Origin of the sequence: Delftia tsuruhatensis (genome assembly GCF_903815225.1) — a bacterium.
GTDB lineage: Bacteria > Pseudomonadota > Gammaproteobacteria > Burkholderiales > Burkholderiaceae_C > Comamonas > Comamonas tsuruhatensis_A.
On record NZ_LR813084.1, the window covers coordinates 715,894 to 733,678 of the forward strand.

The following is a 17,785-nucleotide window of genomic DNA, read 5'->3' on the forward strand; positions in this document are numbered from 1 at the left end:
ATTGGATCGCGCCTTCGGCGGAATTACAGGCCCAGTCCGGCATTCCGTGTCGGCGCAAAGGTCTGGGGAGTGGTGGGCGAAGTCTTTCCGATCGCCCATGCGCACCACGCCGACACCAGTCCCGCGAACAGCACATACAGGCACACCAGCCACGGGCTGCCGCCCGAGGTCTTGACCAGGGCTGTCGCGATGATGGGCGTGATGCCCGATGCGAAGATGCCCGAGAACTGGTAGACGAAGGAGATGCCGGTATAGCGCACCTTGGCGTCGAACAGGTCGCAGAACAAGGCGGCCTCGGGGCCATAGATGCTTGCATACAGGATGCCGAAGGGCACGACGATGGCGATCCAGACCAGCAATACGTTGCCGTCGCTGTGCCCCATGAGCCAGAAGGCCGGAAAGGCCGATACCGCCGTGATCAGCGAACCCCACAGATAGACCCGGGTGCGGCCCAGCCGGTCCGACAGGTGGCCGAAGAAGGGAATGGTCACGCACATCACCACGGCGGCCACCATCACGCCAATCAGGGCATCGGTGCGGCTGATCTGCAGGGTGGAGGTCAGATAGGTGATCGAGAACACGCCAAAGACATTGAAGAACACGCCATCGATGTAGCGCGCGCCCATGCCCTTGAGCACGTTGCCCGGATAGCGGCGCAGCATGTCCATGAACGGGATCGCGGTTTCCGCATTGCGCGCCTTGACGGCCGCGAACTCGGGCGTCTCCTTCACGTGCAGCCGGATGTACATGCCCACGGCCACCATCAGCCCCGAGATCAGGAAGGCGATGCGCCAGCCCCAGGCCATGAACTGCTCCTCGGTGCACAGCCATGACAGCAGGGCCACCACGCCCGAGGCCATGAACAGCCCGATGGCCAGGCCCACCTGGGGCAGGGATGCATAGAAGCCCCGTTTTTCCCTGGGCGCGTACTCATAGGCCATGAGCACGGCGCCGCCCCATTCGCCGCCCAGGCCGATGCCCTGGGCCACGCGCAGCAGCAGCAGCAAAATGGGCGCCGCCACGCCGATCTGGGCATGGGTGGGCAGCAGGCCGATCAGGAAGGTGGACACGCCCATGATCATCAGCGTGATCACCAGGATGCTCTTGCGCCCCACCCTGTCCCCGAAGTGCCCGAAGATCACGCCGCCCAGCGGCCGGGTGACGAAGCCCACGGCAAAGGTGGTGTAGGCCAGCAGCATGGAGACCAGCGGATCGTCTCCGGGAAAGTACAGTTTGCTGAAGACGATGCCGGCGACCACGCCGTACAGGAAAAAGTCGTACCACTCGATCGTCGCGCCAATCAGCGCCGAGGTCACCACCTTGCGAATCACCCTGGGATCGGTTGCCGTCGTCATGATGTCTCCTGGTTGTCCGTCGCATATGCCGGGGAGCGGGCGAAGCAGTCATGCGACTTCGGGCTGCTTCGCGTCTTCACGAACCATGTCGGCGGCCTTCTCGGCCATCATCACCACGGGCGCATTGGTGTTGCCCGACACCAGGGTCGGCATGACCGAGCAATCGACCACGCGCAGCCCCTGCATGCCCTGCACGCGCAGCCGCTCGTCGACCACGGCCAGGTCGTCACGGCCCATTCGGCAGGTGCCGCTGGGGTGGAAGATGGTGGCGCCATGGTTGCGGCAGAACTCCAGCAGTTCGGCATCGCTTTGCAGGCCGGGGCCGGGCTTGACCTCGCGCTTCACGTAAGGGCGCATGGCCGGTGCGTCGGCAATGGCGCGGGCCGCGCGCACGGCAGCCACGTTGGTGCGGCGGTCCAGCTCGGTGGCCAGGTAGTTGGGCTGGATGGACGGCGCCTCGAACGGATCGCGCGAGCGGATGCGCAACTGGCCGCGCGACTCGGGGCGCAACTGGCATACCGACATGGTGAAGCCCGAATACGGGTGGACCTGGCCGCCCGCCATGTCGGCGGACAGCGTGGACACATGGAACTGGATGTCGGGCGTGGCTGCCACGGGCCGGCCGCCATCGTCCTTGAGCGCGCGCATGAAGCAGCCGCCCTGGTTGATGCCCACGGCCAGCGCACCGGAGCGGAACAGCAGCCATTGCAGGCCCAGCTGCGTCTTGCCCACCCAGGAATTGAGCTGGTCGTTGGTGGTGATGGGCTTGCTGCACTCATAGCCCAGGCGGATCTGCAGATGGTCCTGCAGGTTCTCGCCCACGCCCGGCAGGTCGCAGGCCACGGGAATGCCCAATTCCTGAAGCAATGAACCCGGCCCGATGCCCGACAGCTGCAGCAGCTGGGGCGACTGGATGGCTCCCGCGCACAGGATCACCTCGGCCCGCGCCTTGGCCTGGCGCGGCTGGCCGCCCTGCCGGTAGTGCACGCCGGCCGCCCGCCTGCCACGCAGGATCACTTGCGTGGCCATGGCATCGGTCTCTATGCGCAGATTGGCCCGGCGCCGCGCATCTGCCAGGTAGGCCTTGGCCGTGCTGCAGCGCAGGCCCTTGTGCGTGGTGAGCTGGTAGTAGCCCGCACCTTCCTGGTCGCGGCCGTTGAAGTCCTCCGTGCGCGGCACACCGACCTGGCCGGCCCCCGCGATGAAGGCCTCGATCAGTTCATGCCTGGCGCCTATGTCCGAGACCTTCAGCGGCCCCTCGCCCCCATGGCCAGCGAAGGCGCCACGCGCATTGCCCTCGGACTTCACGAAGTAGGGCAGCACCTCCTCATAGGACCAGCCCCGGTTGCCCAGCGCCGCCCAGTGGTCGTAGTCCTCGGGCTGGCCGCGCACGTAGATCAGTCCGTTGATGGAACTGCTGCCGCCCAGCGTGCGGCCCCGGGGCCAGTAGATGCGCCGGCCGTTCATGTTGGGGTCCGGGTCGGTCTCGAACCTCCAGTTGTAGACCGGGCTCCACATGGTCTTGCCGTAGCCGATGGGCAGGTGGATCCAGGGCGAGCGGTCGGGCGGGCCGGCCTCCAGCAGCAACACGCGGGTGGCCGGATCCTCGGACAGGCGGGCGGCCAGCACACAGCCCGCCGAGCCGGCCCCGACGAGCACGTAGTCATAAGTATCGATGCGCTCCGCCATGGCATGTCTCCTGTTGTTTCTTTTGAAGGAACTATTTGTTTCTTTTGGTGGAACTTAAATAGTCGGCGTCGCCATCACAATCCGCGCAAACCCTGGCCCCTGCGATCAGGCATGATCGAAAGCCCCGCTCCCACCGCCATGCCATGCCCATCGCAGCCACTGACTCCCGTGTTCCAGACTCCCAGCCCGCACGGCCGGAAGAAGCGAGTTCGGTCTCGGACCGTTCTCTGGCCGTGCTGGACTTCGTGACCCAGGCCGAGAGCCCGCCGGGGCTGATGGACATCGCCGGCGCGCTGAACCTGCCCAAGGCCACGGCCTCGCGCCTGTGTTCCCATCTGGAGGCGCGGCAATGGCTGGCGCGCCATGAGGGCGACCGCAGCTTCTCGCCGGGGCCCCGGCTGCTGAGCCTGGCCGTGCGCGCGCTGCAGGCCGACCCGCGTCAGGCGCTGCGCCATGAGGTGCTGTCCCGGCTGGTGGAACAGCTGGGCGAGACCTGCAACCTCACCGTGCTGGACGGCACGCGCGTGCGCTACCTGGACCGCGTGGAGACCCACTGGCCGCTGCGCATCCAGCTGGAGGCCGGGTCCCTGGTCCCCATCCATGCCACCGCCAGCGGCAAGCTGTTCCTCGCCCACATGTCCGAGGCCCGGCGCAAGGCCATCCTGGACAGCGTGGAACTGGACGCCTGCACGCCCAACACGCTGGCCACGCCCGAGGCGCTGGCCGGCGAATGCGCGCGCATCGTGCGCGAAGGCCACGCCTGCGACCGCGAGGAGTTCATGCTGGGCATGATCGCCGTCGCCGTGCCCGTGCGCGATGCCAAGGGCCAGTGCCGCGCTACCTTGGCCGTGCATGGCCCTGTAGCGCGCATGTCGCTGGAGCAGGCACGGCAGGGCTTGCCGCTGCTGCAGGCTGCAGCGGGAAAGATGTCCGAACTGCTGTTCTGAGACATCAAGGAAAAAGGCCCCCACGCTCCCCTTGCAGCGCAAGGTCCGCTGCCCCCCGAGGGGGCAGCTTTTCATCTTGGGGCGGCCTGGCGATGAAAAGGCCCCCACGCTCCCCTTGCAGCGCAAGGTCCGCTGCCCCCCGAGGGGGCAGCTTTTCATCTTGGGGCGGCCCGGCGATGAAAAGGCCCCCACGCTCCCCTTGCAGCGCAAGGTCCGCTGCCCCCCGAGGGGCAGCTTTTCATCTTGGGGCGGCCCGGCGATGAAAAAGGGCCTCACTCGGAGGCCCTTCGATGTCACTGGAAGCCCAGCGTATGCGGCAGCCAGGTGGACAGCTCGGGGATGAAGGTCAGCAGGCACAGCACCACGAAGTGGGCCAGCAGGAACAGCGGCATCTCGCGCGTGAGGTCGGTGATGGACACGCGCGTGGCCACCGAGGTCACGAACAGCAGGCCGCCCACGGGCGGCGTGATCATGCCCAGCGTCAGGTTGACGATCACCACCATGGCGAAGTGCGTGGGATCAATCCCCAGGCTGAAGGCGATGGGCGCCAGGATGGGCACCAGGATCATCACGCCGGGCAGCGGCTCCATGAAGATGCCGAAGACCAGCAGCAGGATGTTCACCGCGATCAGGAACATGGTGGGCGACAGCTGCCAGCTCACGATCAGCTGGGACAGGTACTGCGGAATGCCTTCCACCGTCAGCACCCAGGCGAAGGCCGCCGAGGTCGCCATCACCAGCAGCACCGAGGCCGTCAGCATGGCCGAGCGCGCCAGGATCCCCGGCAGGGCCGACCACTGCAGCGTGCGGTACACCCACTTGCCGCAGACCAGGGCGTAGAACACCGCCACCACCGACGCCTCGGTGGGCGTGAAGATGCCGAAGCGGATGCCCACCACGATGAGCACGATCAGCATCAGCGCGGGAATCGCCTTGAAGCTGTTGATCCACATGGTGCGGCCATCGGGGCGCGGCTCGGTGGAGCGGTAGTCGCGCTTCTTGCACACCCACCAGTTCACGGCGGCCATGGCCAGCGCGATCAGCACGCCGGGGATGAAGCCCGCCATGAACAGCCCGCCGACCGAGACGTTCTCGTCCTGCAGCGCATAGATGATCATGCTCACCGACGGCGGAATGATGGGGCCGACGATGGCCGTGCTGGCCGTCAGCGCCGCCGCGTAGGAGCGCGCGTAGCCGGCCTTGTCCATCATCTTGACCATCATCGAGCCGGGGCCTGCCGCATCGGCCAGGGCCGAGCCCGAAATGCCCGAGAACAGTGTCAGCGACAGCACGTTGGCATAGCCCAGGCCGCCGCGCAGATGGCCCACGAACTGCGCCGCGAAGCGCAGCAGCACATGCGTGAGCGCGCCGCCCGACATCAGCTCGGCCGCCAGAATGAAGAAGGGCACGGCCATCAGCGGAAAGCTGTCGATGCCCGTGAACATCTCCTTGAAGACGATGAGCTGCGGATAGCGGCCGCCCACGAAGACGGCCAGCGCGGCCGAGATCGCCAGCGCGAAGGCCACCGGAAAGCCCAGCGCGAGCAGGACGATGATGGCGATGAAAAGCGTGATACCCATGGTGTTCTCAGTCTTGCGGGTCAGATCGATGCAGCGGCATCGGCATCCATTTCGTCCGATTCGGCGAAGGAGCCATCGGCCACATATCCGCGCGCGATGAACAGCAGGTGCACCAGCATCAGCACGAAACCCACGGGCATGGCCGCGTAGACAAAGGAAATCGGGATGTCCGTGGCCGCCGTGGTCTGGAAGCGCGTGGCCCAGACGTACTGCGAGGAAGCCACCGTCATCACCGCGCAGAACAGGCCCACGCCCAGCACCACGATGCGGCGCAGCCACTGCGCCTTGCGCGTGCTCACCGAGCGGTGCAGGTTGTCGATGGCCACATGGCCACCGAAGCGCAGCACCAGGCCCGCGCCCAGGAAGGTGACCCAGATCATCATGTGCCGGGCCACTTCCTCGGCCCAGACGATGGAGTCACCCGTGGTGTAGCGCAGCACCACGTTGGCAAACACGATGCAGGCCATGGCCAGCAGCAGCACGATGAGCAGCCAGCGGTTGCAGGCCACGAGGGCGCGTTCGATTCGGTTGAGCATAGGAGTGGGCGAGGGCAGGAGGGGCGGGGCACAAGGGCCGCAGGAGCCGGGCTGCCGTCGGAGGTCAGATCATCGGTGCGGGTGCCGCAAGGGGCTACAGGTGTTGCCCGCAGCAGGCACCCCGACATTGCGGGCCGCAGCCCGCAATGCGTCAGAGCATCACTTGGTGTTGGAGATGGTGTCCAGCGTCTTCTGGCCGAACTTCTTGGCGTATTCCTTGTAGGCCGGCTCCAGCGCGGCGCGGAAGGCGGCCTGGTCCACCTTCTCCACCACCTGCATGCCATGGCTCCTGGCCTCTTCCACGCCCTTCTTCTCGACCGTGTCCACGAACACGCGCGAAGCCACGGCACCGGCCTTGGCACCCTGCGTGAAGGCGGCCTTCTGGCTGTCGTTCAACGTGCCCCAGAACGAGGGCGAGACCAGCAGCGCCATGGGCGCGTAGACATGGGCCGTCAGCGTCAGATGTTTTTGCACCTGCCACAGCTTGGCCGAGGCCAGCACCGAGATCGGGTTCTCCTGGCCGTCGATCGTGCCCTGCTGCAGCGCGCCGATCACCTCGGGCCAGGACATGGGCGTGGGCGAGGCGCCCAGCGTGCGGAAGGCCGTGATGTGCACGGGGTTCTCGGTCACGCGGATCTTCAGGCCCTTGAGGTCGGCCACGCCGTTGACGGCATGCTTGTTGTTGGTCAGATGGCGAAAGCCCTGCTCGCCCCAGGCCAGCGCGACCAGGCCGCGCTTGCTGAACCTGGCCAGCAGGTCCTGGCCGAAGGCGCCGTCCAGCACGGCGCGCGCGTGCTGCGTGTCGCGGAACAGGAAGGGGATGTCCACCACGCCCACGTCGGGCACGAAGTTGCTGATGGCGCCCGTGGAGACGATGGCCGCCTCCACCGTGCCCAGCTGCAGGCCTTCGATCAGCTCGCGCTCGCCGCCCAGGGCGGAAGCGGGGAACTGCTTGAACTTGTAGGCACCGTTCGTGCCCTTGTCCACCGCGTCGGCCCAGGCCTGCGCCGCCGCGCCGTAGTGCGAGTTCACGGCCAGGGCGTAGCCGATCTTGACCTCCTTGGACTGGGCCAAAGCGGCGCCGGCCGAGGCCACGGCCATGGCGGCCACGCAGGTCGAAAGAAGGGTGCGGCGGAACAATTGCATAGCGGCAAGTCTCACTTGTTGTGTGTTGGAAGAATGCGCCCCCACGCTCTCCTTGTTGCACAAGGTCCGCTGTCCCGCCCGAAGGGGACGCCTTTCATCCTGGGGCGGCCCGGCGATGAAAAAGAGCCCATGGATTGTAGTGACCACTCCCCTTGTGGCGACCACGTACAAAGCGCTCGTCATGTGCGGTGGGGCTCATCGGGTTTGGCGATGTCGTGTCGCTCAGGTGACCGTTTTCCATGCTCGCTCGCAGAAGTCCTGGCCACGATTGCGGACCTGATTCTCTTGCGGGATGCCGCCTGAAGTCTGGAAGCCTCCTTGGGAGGAAATCCCAATTCCAGAAACAGATTCGATCCGGCTTTCGTCACATGCCTGATCTCTATGTCAATGTGCATTAGGCCGCCCTCCTGGACTGTGTCGTCAAAACAAAACGCCCGATGCGCAAGCACCGGGCGTCGAAGGACATCCTACGGGCATCGCTGCCCTGGACGGGGTCAGCGTGCGCCGATCTGCGCAAACTCCTTGTCCACTGCCGCATGGGCGTTCAGCATGGTCTGCGAAGGCGCGGGCCCCATGCGGCTGACCACCACCGTGGCCAGCCAGGCCAGGATGAAGCCGGGAATGATCTCGTACAGGCCCAGCCAGCCGAACTGCTTCCACACCAGCACCGTGACGGCGCCCGTGATGATGCCGGCCAGTGCGCCGCCGCGTGTCATGCGGCTCCAGAACAGCGACAGGATGATCACCGGGCCGAAGGCGGCGCCGAAGCCGGCCCAGGCATAGCTGACCATGCCCAGCACCTTGGATTCGGGGTTGCTGGCGATGGCGATGGCGATCACGGCCACCAGCAGCACCATGGCGCGGCCGATCCAGACCAGCTCGACCTGGCTGGCGTTCTTGCGCAGGAAGGTGCGGTAGATGTCCTCGGTCAGCGCGCTGGAGCACACCAGCAGCTGGCACGACAGCGTGCTCATCACGGCCGCCAGGATGGCCGCCAGCAGCGCGCCCGCGATCCAGGGGTTGAACAGCTGCTTGGTGATTTCCATGAATACCGTCTCGGCATTCGCGTTCACGGCGCCGGCGCCTGCGGGGTTGGCCGCGAAGTAGGGAATGCCGACGAAGCCCACGGCCACGGCGCCGGCCAGGCACAGCACCATCCAGGTCATGCTGATGCGGCGTGCCGAGGGAATGGTCTGCACCGACGATGCGGCCATGAAGCGCACCAGAATGTGCGGCTGGCCGAAATAACCCAGGCCCCAGGCCAGCAGCGAGACGATGCCCACGAAGCTGGCGCCCCGGAACAGGTCGAACTTCTCCGCCGCCACGATGGCGTGCAGGTCCTGGCCCGGCTGCAGCTGGCCTTGCACGGCCAGCCAGGCGATCACGGGCGCCAGGATCAGCGCCGTGATCATCATCGAGGCCTGGATGGTGTCCGTCCAGCTCACGGCCAGGAAGCCGCCGATGAACACATAGGCGATGGTGCACAGCGCGCCCACCCACAGGGCCGTGCCGTAGGGCATGCCGAACATGTTCTCGAACAGGCGCGCGCCCGCCACCACGCCCGAGGCGCAATACAGCGTGAAGAACACCAGGATCACCATGGCCGTCACGATGCGCAGCACATTGGAATGGTCCTCGAAACGGTTGGCCAGATAGTCGGGCAGGGTCAGCGCATTGCCTGCGCGCTCCGTGTACAGGCGCAGCCGCGCCGCCACCAGGCGCCAGTTCAGGTAGGCGCCCAGGGTCAGGCCGATGGCGATCCAGGCCTCCGACAGGCCCGACAGGTAGATGGCGCCCGGCAGGCCCATCAGCAGCCAGCCGCTCATGTCCGATGCGCCGGCCGACAGCGCCGTCACGAAGCTGCCCAGGCTGCGGCCACCCAGGATGTAGTCGGAGAGGTTCTTGGTGCTGAAGTAGCCGATGGCGCCGATGCCGAGCATGGCGACCAGGTAGATGGCGAACATGATCGCCGTCGGGTCGTTCCAGTTGAATTGCATGGAAATGTCCTGTGCGTGTTGTGTGTCTGTTGGGCTTTGTGGGGCACTCGCCGGGGCCGGCTCCGCCGGCCCCGGCCTTTCAGGCCATGGTCATCAGTTGGGCGTTTCCACCTGCGGCGGCGGTATTGGTGCTGATGGCCTGCTCGTGGAACAGCGCGGCCAGGTCATAGCCTCGCCCGGCATGCAACTCGTCGCTGTTGCGGCTTTCGATGCGCACCAGGGCGCCCTCGCGGGCCGCCACCTGGGCGCAGGCCTGCAGCAGGGCATCGCCGTCGCCTTCGAACAGCAGGGCGGTCAGGGGCTGCCGCGCGTCGCCCAGGCTGTCCAGGCTGGCGCTGTGCAGCCAGTGCACGCCGGCATCGCCGGCGGCCGCGCGCAGCGCCTGCCAGGTGGTGGCGCAGCCGTTGCCGTCCTGCGTGCCGCCTTCGGGCAGCACGGCATGGCAGGGGTTGCCGCTGGCCAGGGCCGCGGCCACCTGGGCCACCAGGCCCAGCGGCGTGCGCGGCAGGGCCCAGACGGGGCCGCGCGGCAGCAGGCGGTAGCGGTTGGACTCGCCCGTGGGGCCGGGCAGCAGCAGGGCGGCACCCAGGCGCGAGGCGGCCAGCGCCTCGTCGCAGGCGGCCAGGGCCAGCACCTGCTCATCGGTGTTCATGTCCCGCGGGGGGGTCTTGGACAACAGGCCGCGCAGCTCGCCCAGCAGTCGCAGCGAGGGCTGTTCCGAGCCTTGCGCGCGCGGGAACACCGTCAGCGCGGCATTGGCCGGGCCCTGCGCCAGGCGGTGCAGGTACAGTGGTCCGCCGGCCTTGGGGCCCGTGCCCGACAGGCCCATGCCGCCGAAGGGCTGCACGCCCACCATGGCGCCGATCACATTGCGGTTCACATAGATGTTGCCCGCGTGCACGCGCTGCGTGAGGTGCTGGATGGTCTCGTCGATGCGGCTGTGCACGCCGAAGGTCAGGCCGTAGCCGGTGGCGTTGATGCCGTCCACCAGGGCATCGAGCTGCTCGCGCCTGAAGCGGATCACATGCAGCACCGGGCCGAAGACCTCGCGCTCAAGGCGCGTGGTGCTGTCGATCTCGATCAGGGCCGGCGCGACGTAGTGGCCGTTGAGCACACCCTCCTTGCGTTCCACGCGGGTGACCTTCTGGCCCGCCGCGGCCATGCGCTCGATGTGCTCCTCGATCTGGCGGCGGGCCGCGTCGTCGATCACGGGACCCACGTCGGTGCCCAGGCGGTCGGGGTTGCCCAGCGTCCATTCCTGCAGCGCATCACGCAGCATGGTCAGCGTGCGCTCGGCCACATCGTCCTGCAGGCACAGCAGGCGCAGCGCCGAGCAGCGCTGGCCGGCCGAATCGAAGGCCGAGGCCAGCACATCGGCCACCACCTGCTCGGCCAGGGCCGAGGAGTCCACCACCATGGCGTTCTGGCCGCCGGTCTCGGCGATCAGCGGAATCGTGCGGCCCGTGGACGACAGGCGCTGCGACAGCTGGCGCGCGATGATGCGCGCCACCTCGGTCGAGCCCGTGAACATCACGCCCGCCACCAGCGGATGCGCCACCAGGGTCGCGCCCACGGTCTCACCCGTGCCCGGCACCAGCTGCAGCGCGTCCTGGGGGATGCCGGCCTCGTGCAGGATGGCCACCATGGCGGCCGCCGTCAGCGGCGTCTGCTCGGCCGGCTTGGCCAGCACGGTATTGCCCGCGGCCAGGGCGGCGGCCACCTGGCCGCAGAAGATGGCCAGCGGGAAGTTCCAGGGGCTGATGGCCAGCACCACGCCCAGCGGGCGCTGCGCGGCATTGTCGAAATGCGCGGACACCTGGGCGCCGTAGTAGCGCAGGAAGTCCACGGCCTCGCGGATCTCGGCCACGGCATTGGGCAGGGTCTTGCCGGCCTCGCGCATGATCAGCCCCATCAGCGGCTGGCTGCGCTGCTCCAGCAGGTCGGCCGCGCGTGCCAGCGCATCGGCGCGGGCGGCGGGCGGCGTGCCGGCCCAGATGGGCGCGGCCTGCGCGGCGCGGGCGGCGGCGGCCTGGGCCTCAGCCTCGCCGGCCTCGCGCACCCAGCCCACGATGTCGGACAGCTCGGCGGGGTTGCGCAGGGGCTGCCAGCCTTCGGCCCGGGCCGGATCGGCGGGAAGCTCCGTATCGGGCGGTGCCGCCAGATAGGTCTGGCGCGTGCTGTAGAGCAGGGCGGCGGCCAGCGAGGCCAGTTGCTGCTCATGCGCCAGGTTCACGCCCTGCGAGTTGGCGCGGGCCTCGGCGCCCTGGCCGGCGAACAGGTCGGCGGGCAGGGGAATGCGCGGGTGCGGCGCGCCCAGGCGCCCTTCCTGGCGGGCGATCTTCATCACCTCGTCCACGGGGTCGGCCACCAGCTCGCCCACGGGCACGGAGGCATCGCCGATGCGGTTCACGAACGAGGTGTTGGCGCCGTTCTCCAGCAGGCGGCGCACCAGGTAGGCCAGCAGCGTCTCGTGGCTGCCCACGGGGGCATAGATGCGGCAGGGGCGCGCCAGCTTGCCCTCGGCGGCCGGGCCCGTGACCTGGGCGTACAGCGGCTCGCCCATGCCGTGCAGGCACTGGAACTCGTACTGGCCGCTGTAGTAGCTGCCGCCCACGGCCTGGGCCATGTGGTAGATGCTGGCCAGCGTCTGCGCGTTGTGCGTGGCGAACTGCGGGTAGACGGCATCGGGTGCGTCCAGCAGCTTGCGTGCGCAGGCCAGGTAGCTCACGTCCGTGTAGACCTTGCGCGTGTAGACCGGGTAGCCGGCCTGGCCGCCTTCCTGGGCACGCTTGATCTCGCTGTCCCAGTAGGCGCCCTTGACCAGGCGCACCATCAGGCGGCGGCGGCTGCGGCGCGCCAGGTCCACCAGATGGTCGATCACCTGCGGGCAGCGCTTCTGGTAGGCCTGGACCACGAAGCCGATGCCGCTCCAGCCCTTGAGCGAAGGCGCGGCGCACAGCGCCTCCAGCAGGTCCAGCGACAGCTCCAGCCGGTCCGCCTCCTCGGCATCGATGTTCATGCCGATGTCGTAGCGCTTGGCCAGCTCGGCCAGTCGCAGCACGCGCGGCAGCAGTTCCTCCATCACGCGCTCGTACTGCGCGCGGCTGTAGCGCGGGTGCAGGGCCGACAGCTTGATCGAGATGCCCGGCCCCTCGAAGATGCCGCGCCCCGCCGAGGCCGCGCCGATCGCGTGGATGGCCTGCTCGTAGGCCAGCAGATAGCGCTGCGCATCCGCATCGGTGGCCGCGGCCTCGCCCAGCATGTCGTAGCTGTAGCGAAAGCCCTGCTTTTCGTAGGCGCGGCTGTTGGCCAGCGCCTCGGCGATGTCCTGGCCCGTCACGAACTGCTCGCCCATCAGCTTCATGGCGCGGTGCACGCCCTGGCGGATCAGCGGCTCGCCTCCCTTGCCGATCACGCGGGTCAGCGCCGACGACAGGTTCTTCTCGCTGCTGGTGGACGTCAGCTTGCCCGTCAGCACCAGGCCCCAGGCCGCTGCGTTCACGAACAGCGAGGGCGAGCGTCCCACATGGGCGCGCCAGTCGCCCTTGCTGATCTTGTCGCGGATCAGCGCGTCGCGCGTGGCGCGGTCGGGGATGCGCAGCAGCGCCTCGGCCAAGCACATCAGGGCCACGCCCTCCTGGCTGGACAGCGAGAACTCCTGCACCAGCGCGGCCACGCCGCTGCCCACGGGCGCATCGCGCAGGCCCTGCACCAGCCGCGTGGCCAGCTCGCGGACCTTGCCGGCCTGCTCCGCGTCCTGCGGGCGTGCCAGCGGCAGCAGCACGGGCAGGCACTCGGGCTCGGGCCGGTGCCAGGCGGCCGTGATGGCCGCGCGCAGCGGCGTCTGCGGCAGGATGGACTGGGCGAAGGCCAGGAAGGGTTGCACCTCCTGGTGTTCGGAAGGTTGCACTTCGTCGGTGATGCCGTCGTCATGGCTTTCCGGCGAGCCTGCCAGGCGGATGACGGTGGCGCCGCGCTCCAGCGCATCGACGTACTGGACGACGGCCTGCTTGATCAGCCAGTGCGGCGTGCGGCCCATCTGCTGGGCGGCGGCGCGGATGCGCTCGCGCAGGGCGTCGTCGACTTTGATGCCTACGGTGGTGGACATGGTTTGGAAAGGGTCGGTGTAACGGGTTTCGGCTGCCGGGGTGCAACCAGATTTGCGTGAAATGTCGCAGAGGTTGCACCTTTTGGTGATTGGTGTAAACCCTTGATATTGCTCGCGCAAACACCCGCCGAACCCCCTCCGTGGCCGCAAAGACCTGTCCTGTCAAGCCGGCTTCCCGTGTGCCGTGCGGCAGTGCCGGATGCCACCGGGCTTGGCCTGGTACGGTGTGGCCCGTGCGGCCACGGCACCTGCTGTAGACGCCTCAGTGCACGCTATGGATAGGAAACCGTCAGCAGCATGGCGGCGTTGGCAGGACCGCCGCCAGTGACGCTGTTGCCGGTCTGCCTGTATCGGGCCTTCAAGGGAAGGCTGAATGAGGTCATCTGCTGCTGCATGATGGTTCCCAACGACTTCACGTTGGACTGCGTGATGGGGGCGGTCTGTGGTCCGAAGCTGACAGGGCTGCCGTTGTGCAGAATCTCGACCCCCAGGCCTGAAACGCCGGATGCCTGCAACAACAGATAATTCCTGGTGCTGTTCGTGTCGGTGTTGTCGGTGAAGGTCATGTAGGCGGTATGGTTCGACTGGCCGCCTGTGCAGCTTACGTTGACCTCGAAATCCTTGGCTTCCGTCACCGATCCTGTGCCTGTGAATCGGGCGGCGGCATGGGAACCCAAATCCACCGGGGCGACCTGCTCCATCTTGCAGGTCGGTTTCTGGGGGTAGGTGGGTTTGAATGTTCCGCTGAATTGATATTCAAATAGCACTTGATTGTTGAATTTCTCGACGGCGAATACTCCTGTGAAAGGCCCAAAGATTGATATTGGCCCTGTTTTGATTATTGCAATCAGTGCATATGTTACCTGCTTTCCGCGATAAATATCCGTCTGATTGTAGTAAATGCTATGCGGAGCCATATAGCCGGTATTGAAATCACCGTTGACGGTATGGATCTTGATTCGGAAGCCTACGCCTGCTATGCCGCTGGCATAGAGGTTTCCATTAGGTACGCCGAAATCTGGACTTCCTTCGTATATGATGCTGCCACTCTTGGATTTGCAATTGAACATCGGAGACGGACCGGTGCTGTTGATCGGTGCAAGATTGTGGACGTACAGCATTCCAAGGGTCGTGCCGACGGGTGAGGTATACGGGTCGGAATACTGGGTGTATTCTTCAACGGTACTCCGGTAGATGAATCTATCGCCGTAGGTTGGGCGGGAGCCGGTCCACGACTCGACGAAATCACACTCCTGGGCGTATGCCGATGGGATGGAGAAGAGGAAAAATAGGGCAACTGTCGATAAATAAGAGAGAGGCTTTGGCTTCATGGCGTCTGGCGGGTATGGATATTTTTGGGGTCGATGCTGGTCCGCCTCAGGGATTTCATGTGCTGGAATTCCTGATGGCGCTGATCAGCATCGGTGCAAGGCCGGGCAGCAGGCGCTCCAGCCGCAGCGGGTGTGCATGCAGATCCTGCTGCGCCAAGGCATCCGCGTGGTTGCGGATCTCCGGAGTCATCGCCGCCGTGCGCTGGGGAGTGGCGGAGGGGGCGGAAGGGCTGGAGCCCAGTCTTACACTGAGGCGCAGGTCGTCGAGCATGCGCTCGTCGGCGGGCCGGGGACGAGGCGTCGCGGCAAGGGCCACAGGCTGTGGCGCCTGCGCCTTTGCCACCTGCACCGGCGTGCCGGGCGTCTTGGCGACGCAGGACAGTTCCAGGCTGGGCGGCAATGTGTTGCCGGTGCCGCCTTGGCGCTGCGGCAGCGCATAGGCCATGCCGCAAGAAGCCGGGCCTGCCTTGGTCGTCCACTGCGCCTGCAACTCACCCTGGTCCTTCAGGCCGCGCAGCAGCAGCTTGCCGGCCTGGCCGACCACGCCCAGGTCCTTGCCACCGGCATCCGAAATGGTGGCGCCGAACGGCACGGGCGAGCCGTCTTCCTGCCGGCTGCGCACCACGGCCGAGCGGCTGTACTCCGTCCCGAAGACCACCATGGCCGCTGCGCCCGCCACGGGCGCCACGCGCTGCCGGGTCTCCTTGAGTTCCACGTCCATGGAAATGCCCTTGGGGTCCAGCGACAGCTCGTTCATGGCATAGGGCGTCAGATGGGGCACGACGGCGTAGCCGCTCGAATTGATGCGCACGCCAGGGTAGTTCCTGAGCTGTGCCCCCTCGGCATCCTTGGCCTGCACGATGCCGAAGGTCTCGCTCAAGGGTTGCGACAGCGTCACGCCGCCAGGGTGCGCAACGATGGCGCCGCGCGCACCGGCCGACAACTGCCGACCCCCATTGCCTGCTCCCACGCTGCCGCTCAGGTCCGCAAACGGGGTGCGGTAGGTGGCGTTGGCGCTGACCCGCTGTCCGGATCCGTTGGCGCCATTGCTGTACTCGGTGTCCAGCCCATAGGTGAAATCGCTGCCGATCTGCCCATAGGTGCTGGCCTGGATCTGGGACATTCCCCGGGAGTCGCGGCTCATGCGGCTGGACACGCTGGGCAGGTCGGTCCCGAGCGGAATGGTCAACCCCGCATACAGCAGGGTGCTGGTTTTTCCCCAGGCATCGCGTTGGCGCGAAACCGACAGGTTGTAGGGCACACGGCCCCAGACATTGCTGTAGTTGGCCGAGAAATTGACATGGCGGCCTCCACGGTTCCAGTAATTGACCACGGAGGCGGACAGCCCCAGGCTGCCGCTGCCGGGCCCCAACTGCTGCCCCAGGGTCAGGGCCGTCTGGCTGCGCGTACGCTGCAACAGGCCCGGGGGGCGGCCTGCCTGGACCAGATCGCGCGTGCGCAGGGCATCGTTCAGGTCGAAGTAGCCGCTGGTTGAATAGCGGTACGTGGCCAGCGCGACGTTCGTGCCCGTTTCCTGGAAGGACTTGGCGTAGGTGGCACGCAGGCTTTGCCCCGAATAGCTGCGGTCTTGCGGAATGCGTGTGCTGGCGTGCGTGAGGTCCAGGCCGAACGCACCCCATTCGGTGTTGAGCACGGCACCCACCATCGGGGATGCATAGCCTTTGGCCAGCGTGGCGCCGCCATAGGCGGTCACCGCGTTGGAGAAGCCGTATTGCCAGCTCGCCTGGGTGAAGAAGGGCGAGTTTTGGGGCAGGCCCCGGATGATCCCTCCCGTGAGGCTGTAGCGGTGGCGTCCTTCGCGCAATGAACGGGGCACGGCGGCGTAGGGCACCGAGAAGGTACGCACCGATCCGTCGGCTTCGGCGATTTCGACGTCCAGGTCGCCGCCATAGCTGGTCGGGAACAGATCGTCGATCACGAAGGCGCCCGGTGCCACCGTGGTCTCGTACAGCTTGTTGCGGTTCTGGTAGACGGTCACCCTGGCATTGGTATTGGCCACGCCGCGCACCACGGGTGCGAAGCCGCGCTGCGACTCGGGCAGCATGCGGTCGTCGGTGCGCAGGCGCAGTCCGCGAAAGGACACGGCGCTCATCAGTTCGCCGTCGGTGAACGAGTCGCCCAGGATCAGCTGCGACGACCAGTCGGCGATGTCGCGCTGCACATAGGTGGAGATGTTCTGGTAGCTGTTGCGCCCGCTGTCGCTCCAGCTCAGGGATCCGTTGTGCCGCAGGTGCCAGCGCTCGTAGTTGAAGCCGCTGTTCAGGCCCAGGTAGCCATGGCTGCCGCCCCTGGAGCCGTTGCGCGCATGGTAGGTGTTGAAGTTGTAGCCCAGCAAGCCGGCCGGCACGCCGGCGCTCCACTGGTCGGGGCTCACATAGCCGCGCACGGTACGCCGCATCAGGATCTGGGGAATGCCCAGGTCCAGTTGCAGGTTGCTGGCATTGAAGCGGGTGGAGGCGCCCGGCACGGCCTGCTCCAGGCGCAGGCAGGTGCTGCCGTCATTGGCGGCCTCATCGCCCGTGCGGCTGGCGGCATCGCCTGCGTCGCCCTCGCGCGGCGTCAGCCGGCCCAGATCGACGCCCAGGCGCTCCAGCAGCGTGCGATCAAAGCAGGGGTAGGCGCCGGCGCCCGGTTGCGCCTCGGCAAAACGCAGTTCCATGCGGCCGATCCAACTGCCATTGACGCGAATGTCGGGACTGTGCAGGCCTGGTGCCGCCACATTGCCATAGGCAAAGCGCGAGATGTCGAGGTTGCCCGTGCCGCGCAGAAAGCTGCTGTTGAACTCGACATGGCTGCCTTGCGCGGAAGGCTGCCTGCCGCCTGGTACCGGGCTGGCGTTCGATGCCGGCATGTCGATCTGCCAGCCGGCCAGTATGGCCAGCAGCAAGGCATGCAGCGGTTTGGCCCGGAATGTGAAACGCCGCGAAGTTCCGGCCTTGTCCGATGGTTGCTTCATAGTCCCTCCCTGGTGGCGTCTTGTGCCCGCCTGCCGGGCATGTCGGCGGTCGCGGGGTCGTCGAGTCGATGTCCTGGGCGGCCATGCATGAGGCGCATGGCCGCCCTTCGTGGCGACTG

10 protein-coding genes are annotated in these 17,785 nt (G+C 67.0%); 1 reads left to right on the forward strand and 9 read right to left on the reverse strand.

Going from position 1 to position 17,785, the window contains the following annotated elements; genetic code table 11:
• Positions 1–23 precede the first annotated feature (23 nt).
• Both L1Z78_RS03315 and L1Z78_RS03320 read right to left on the reverse strand, forming a co-directional pair.
• On the reverse strand, positions 24–1,355 hold the full coding sequence (locus tag L1Z78_RS03315) for an MFS transporter (protein WP_234640135.1): 1,332 nt from the start codon (positions 1,353–1,355) through the stop codon (positions 24–26).
• A 48-nt stretch (positions 1,356–1,403) separates the two neighbouring features.
• The gene (locus L1Z78_RS03320) at positions 1,404–3,044 is read right to left on the reverse strand and encodes a GMC family oxidoreductase (RefSeq protein ID WP_234640136.1); all 1,641 of its coding nucleotides are present in this window, start codon (positions 3,042–3,044) and stop codon (positions 1,404–1,406) included.
• A 143-nt stretch (positions 3,045–3,187) separates the two neighbouring features.
• Between L1Z78_RS03320 and L1Z78_RS03325 the strand changes: the two genes are divergently transcribed.
• Positions 3,188–3,991 (forward strand): IclR family transcriptional regulator, encoded by an 804-nt coding sequence (locus L1Z78_RS03325; RefSeq protein ID WP_234640137.1) that lies wholly within the window; start codon positions 3,188–3,190, stop codon positions 3,989–3,991.
• 293 nt (positions 3,992–4,284) lie between these two features.
• On the opposite strand, the gene L1Z78_RS03330 is transcribed toward L1Z78_RS03325, so the two are convergent.
• The 7 genes from L1Z78_RS03330 to L1Z78_RS03360 form a co-directional block, all read right to left on the reverse strand.
• Positions 4,285–5,571, reverse strand: a complete 1,287-nt coding sequence (locus L1Z78_RS03330; protein WP_234640138.1) for a TRAP transporter large permease — start codon at positions 5,569–5,571, stop codon at positions 4,285–4,287.
• Positions 5,572–5,591: 20 nt separating this feature from the next.
• Positions 5,592–6,107, reverse strand: a complete 516-nt coding sequence (locus L1Z78_RS03335) for a TRAP transporter small permease (RefSeq protein ID WP_234640139.1) — start codon at positions 6,105–6,107, stop codon at positions 5,592–5,594.
• Positions 6,108–6,266: 159 nt separating this feature from the next.
• Positions 6,267–7,253 carry a TRAP transporter substrate-binding protein gene (locus L1Z78_RS03340; protein ID WP_234640140.1) on the reverse strand — a complete coding sequence of 329 codons (987 nt, stop codon included), beginning with the start codon at positions 7,251–7,253 and terminating at the stop codon, positions 6,267–6,269.
• A 494-nt stretch (positions 7,254–7,747) separates the two neighbouring features.
• Positions 7,748–9,250 carry a sodium/proline symporter PutP gene (gene putP, locus L1Z78_RS03345; protein ID WP_234640141.1) on the reverse strand — a complete coding sequence of 501 codons (1,503 nt, stop codon included), beginning with the start codon at positions 9,248–9,250 and terminating at the stop codon, positions 7,748–7,750.
• A gap of 79 nt (positions 9,251–9,329) precedes the next feature.
• On the reverse strand, positions 9,330–13,358 hold the full coding sequence (putA, locus tag L1Z78_RS03350) for a trifunctional transcriptional regulator/proline dehydrogenase/L-glutamate gamma-semialdehyde dehydrogenase (protein WP_234640142.1): 4,029 nt from the start codon (positions 13,356–13,358) through the stop codon (positions 9,330–9,332).
• 272 nt (positions 13,359–13,630) lie between these two features.
• A complete protein-coding gene (locus L1Z78_RS03355; protein ID WP_234640143.1) occupies positions 13,631–14,689 on the reverse strand; it encodes a fimbrial protein in 1,059 nt (352 codons plus the stop codon).
• 55 nt (positions 14,690–14,744) lie between these two features.
• Positions 14,745–17,666: a fimbria/pilus outer membrane usher protein gene (locus L1Z78_RS03360; protein WP_234640144.1), complete on the reverse strand. Its 2,922-nt coding sequence runs from the start codon at positions 17,664–17,666 to the stop codon at positions 14,745–14,747.
• Positions 17,667–17,785 lie beyond the last annotated feature (119 nt).

Excerpts from the sequence above, each read along its gene's own strand:
- L1Z78_RS03315 (WP_234640135.1), bottom strand. The coding sequence starts at position 1,355 with ATGACGACGGCAACCGATCCCAGGGTGATTCGCAAGGTGGTGACCTCG.
- L1Z78_RS03320 (WP_234640136.1), bottom strand. The coding sequence starts at position 3,044 with ATGGCGGAGCGCATCGATACTTATGACTACGTGCTCGTCGGGGCCGGC.
- L1Z78_RS03325 (WP_234640137.1), top strand. The coding sequence starts at position 3,188 with ATGCCCATCGCAGCCACTGACTCCCGTGTTCCAGACTCCCAGCCCGCA.
- L1Z78_RS03330 (WP_234640138.1), bottom strand. The coding sequence starts at position 5,571 with ATGGGTATCACGCTTTTCATCGCCATCATCGTCCTGCTCGCGCTGGGC.
- L1Z78_RS03335 (WP_234640139.1), bottom strand. The coding sequence starts at position 6,107 with ATGCTCAACCGAATCGAACGCGCCCTCGTGGCCTGCAACCGCTGGCTG.
- L1Z78_RS03340 (WP_234640140.1), bottom strand. The coding sequence starts at position 7,253 with ATGCAATTGTTCCGCCGCACCCTTCTTTCGACCTGCGTGGCCGCCATG.
- putP (WP_234640141.1), bottom strand. The coding sequence starts at position 9,250 with ATGCAATTCAACTGGAACGACCCGACGGCGATCATGTTCGCCATCTAC.
- putA (WP_234640142.1), bottom strand. The coding sequence starts at position 13,358 with ATGTCCACCACCGTAGGCATCAAAGTCGACGACGCCCTGCGCGAGCGC.
- L1Z78_RS03355 (WP_234640143.1), bottom strand. The coding sequence starts at position 14,689 with ATGAAGCCAAAGCCTCTCTCTTATTTATCGACAGTTGCCCTATTTTTC.
- L1Z78_RS03360 (WP_234640144.1), bottom strand. The coding sequence starts at position 17,666 with ATGAAGCAACCATCGGACAAGGCCGGAACTTCGCGGCGTTTCACATTC.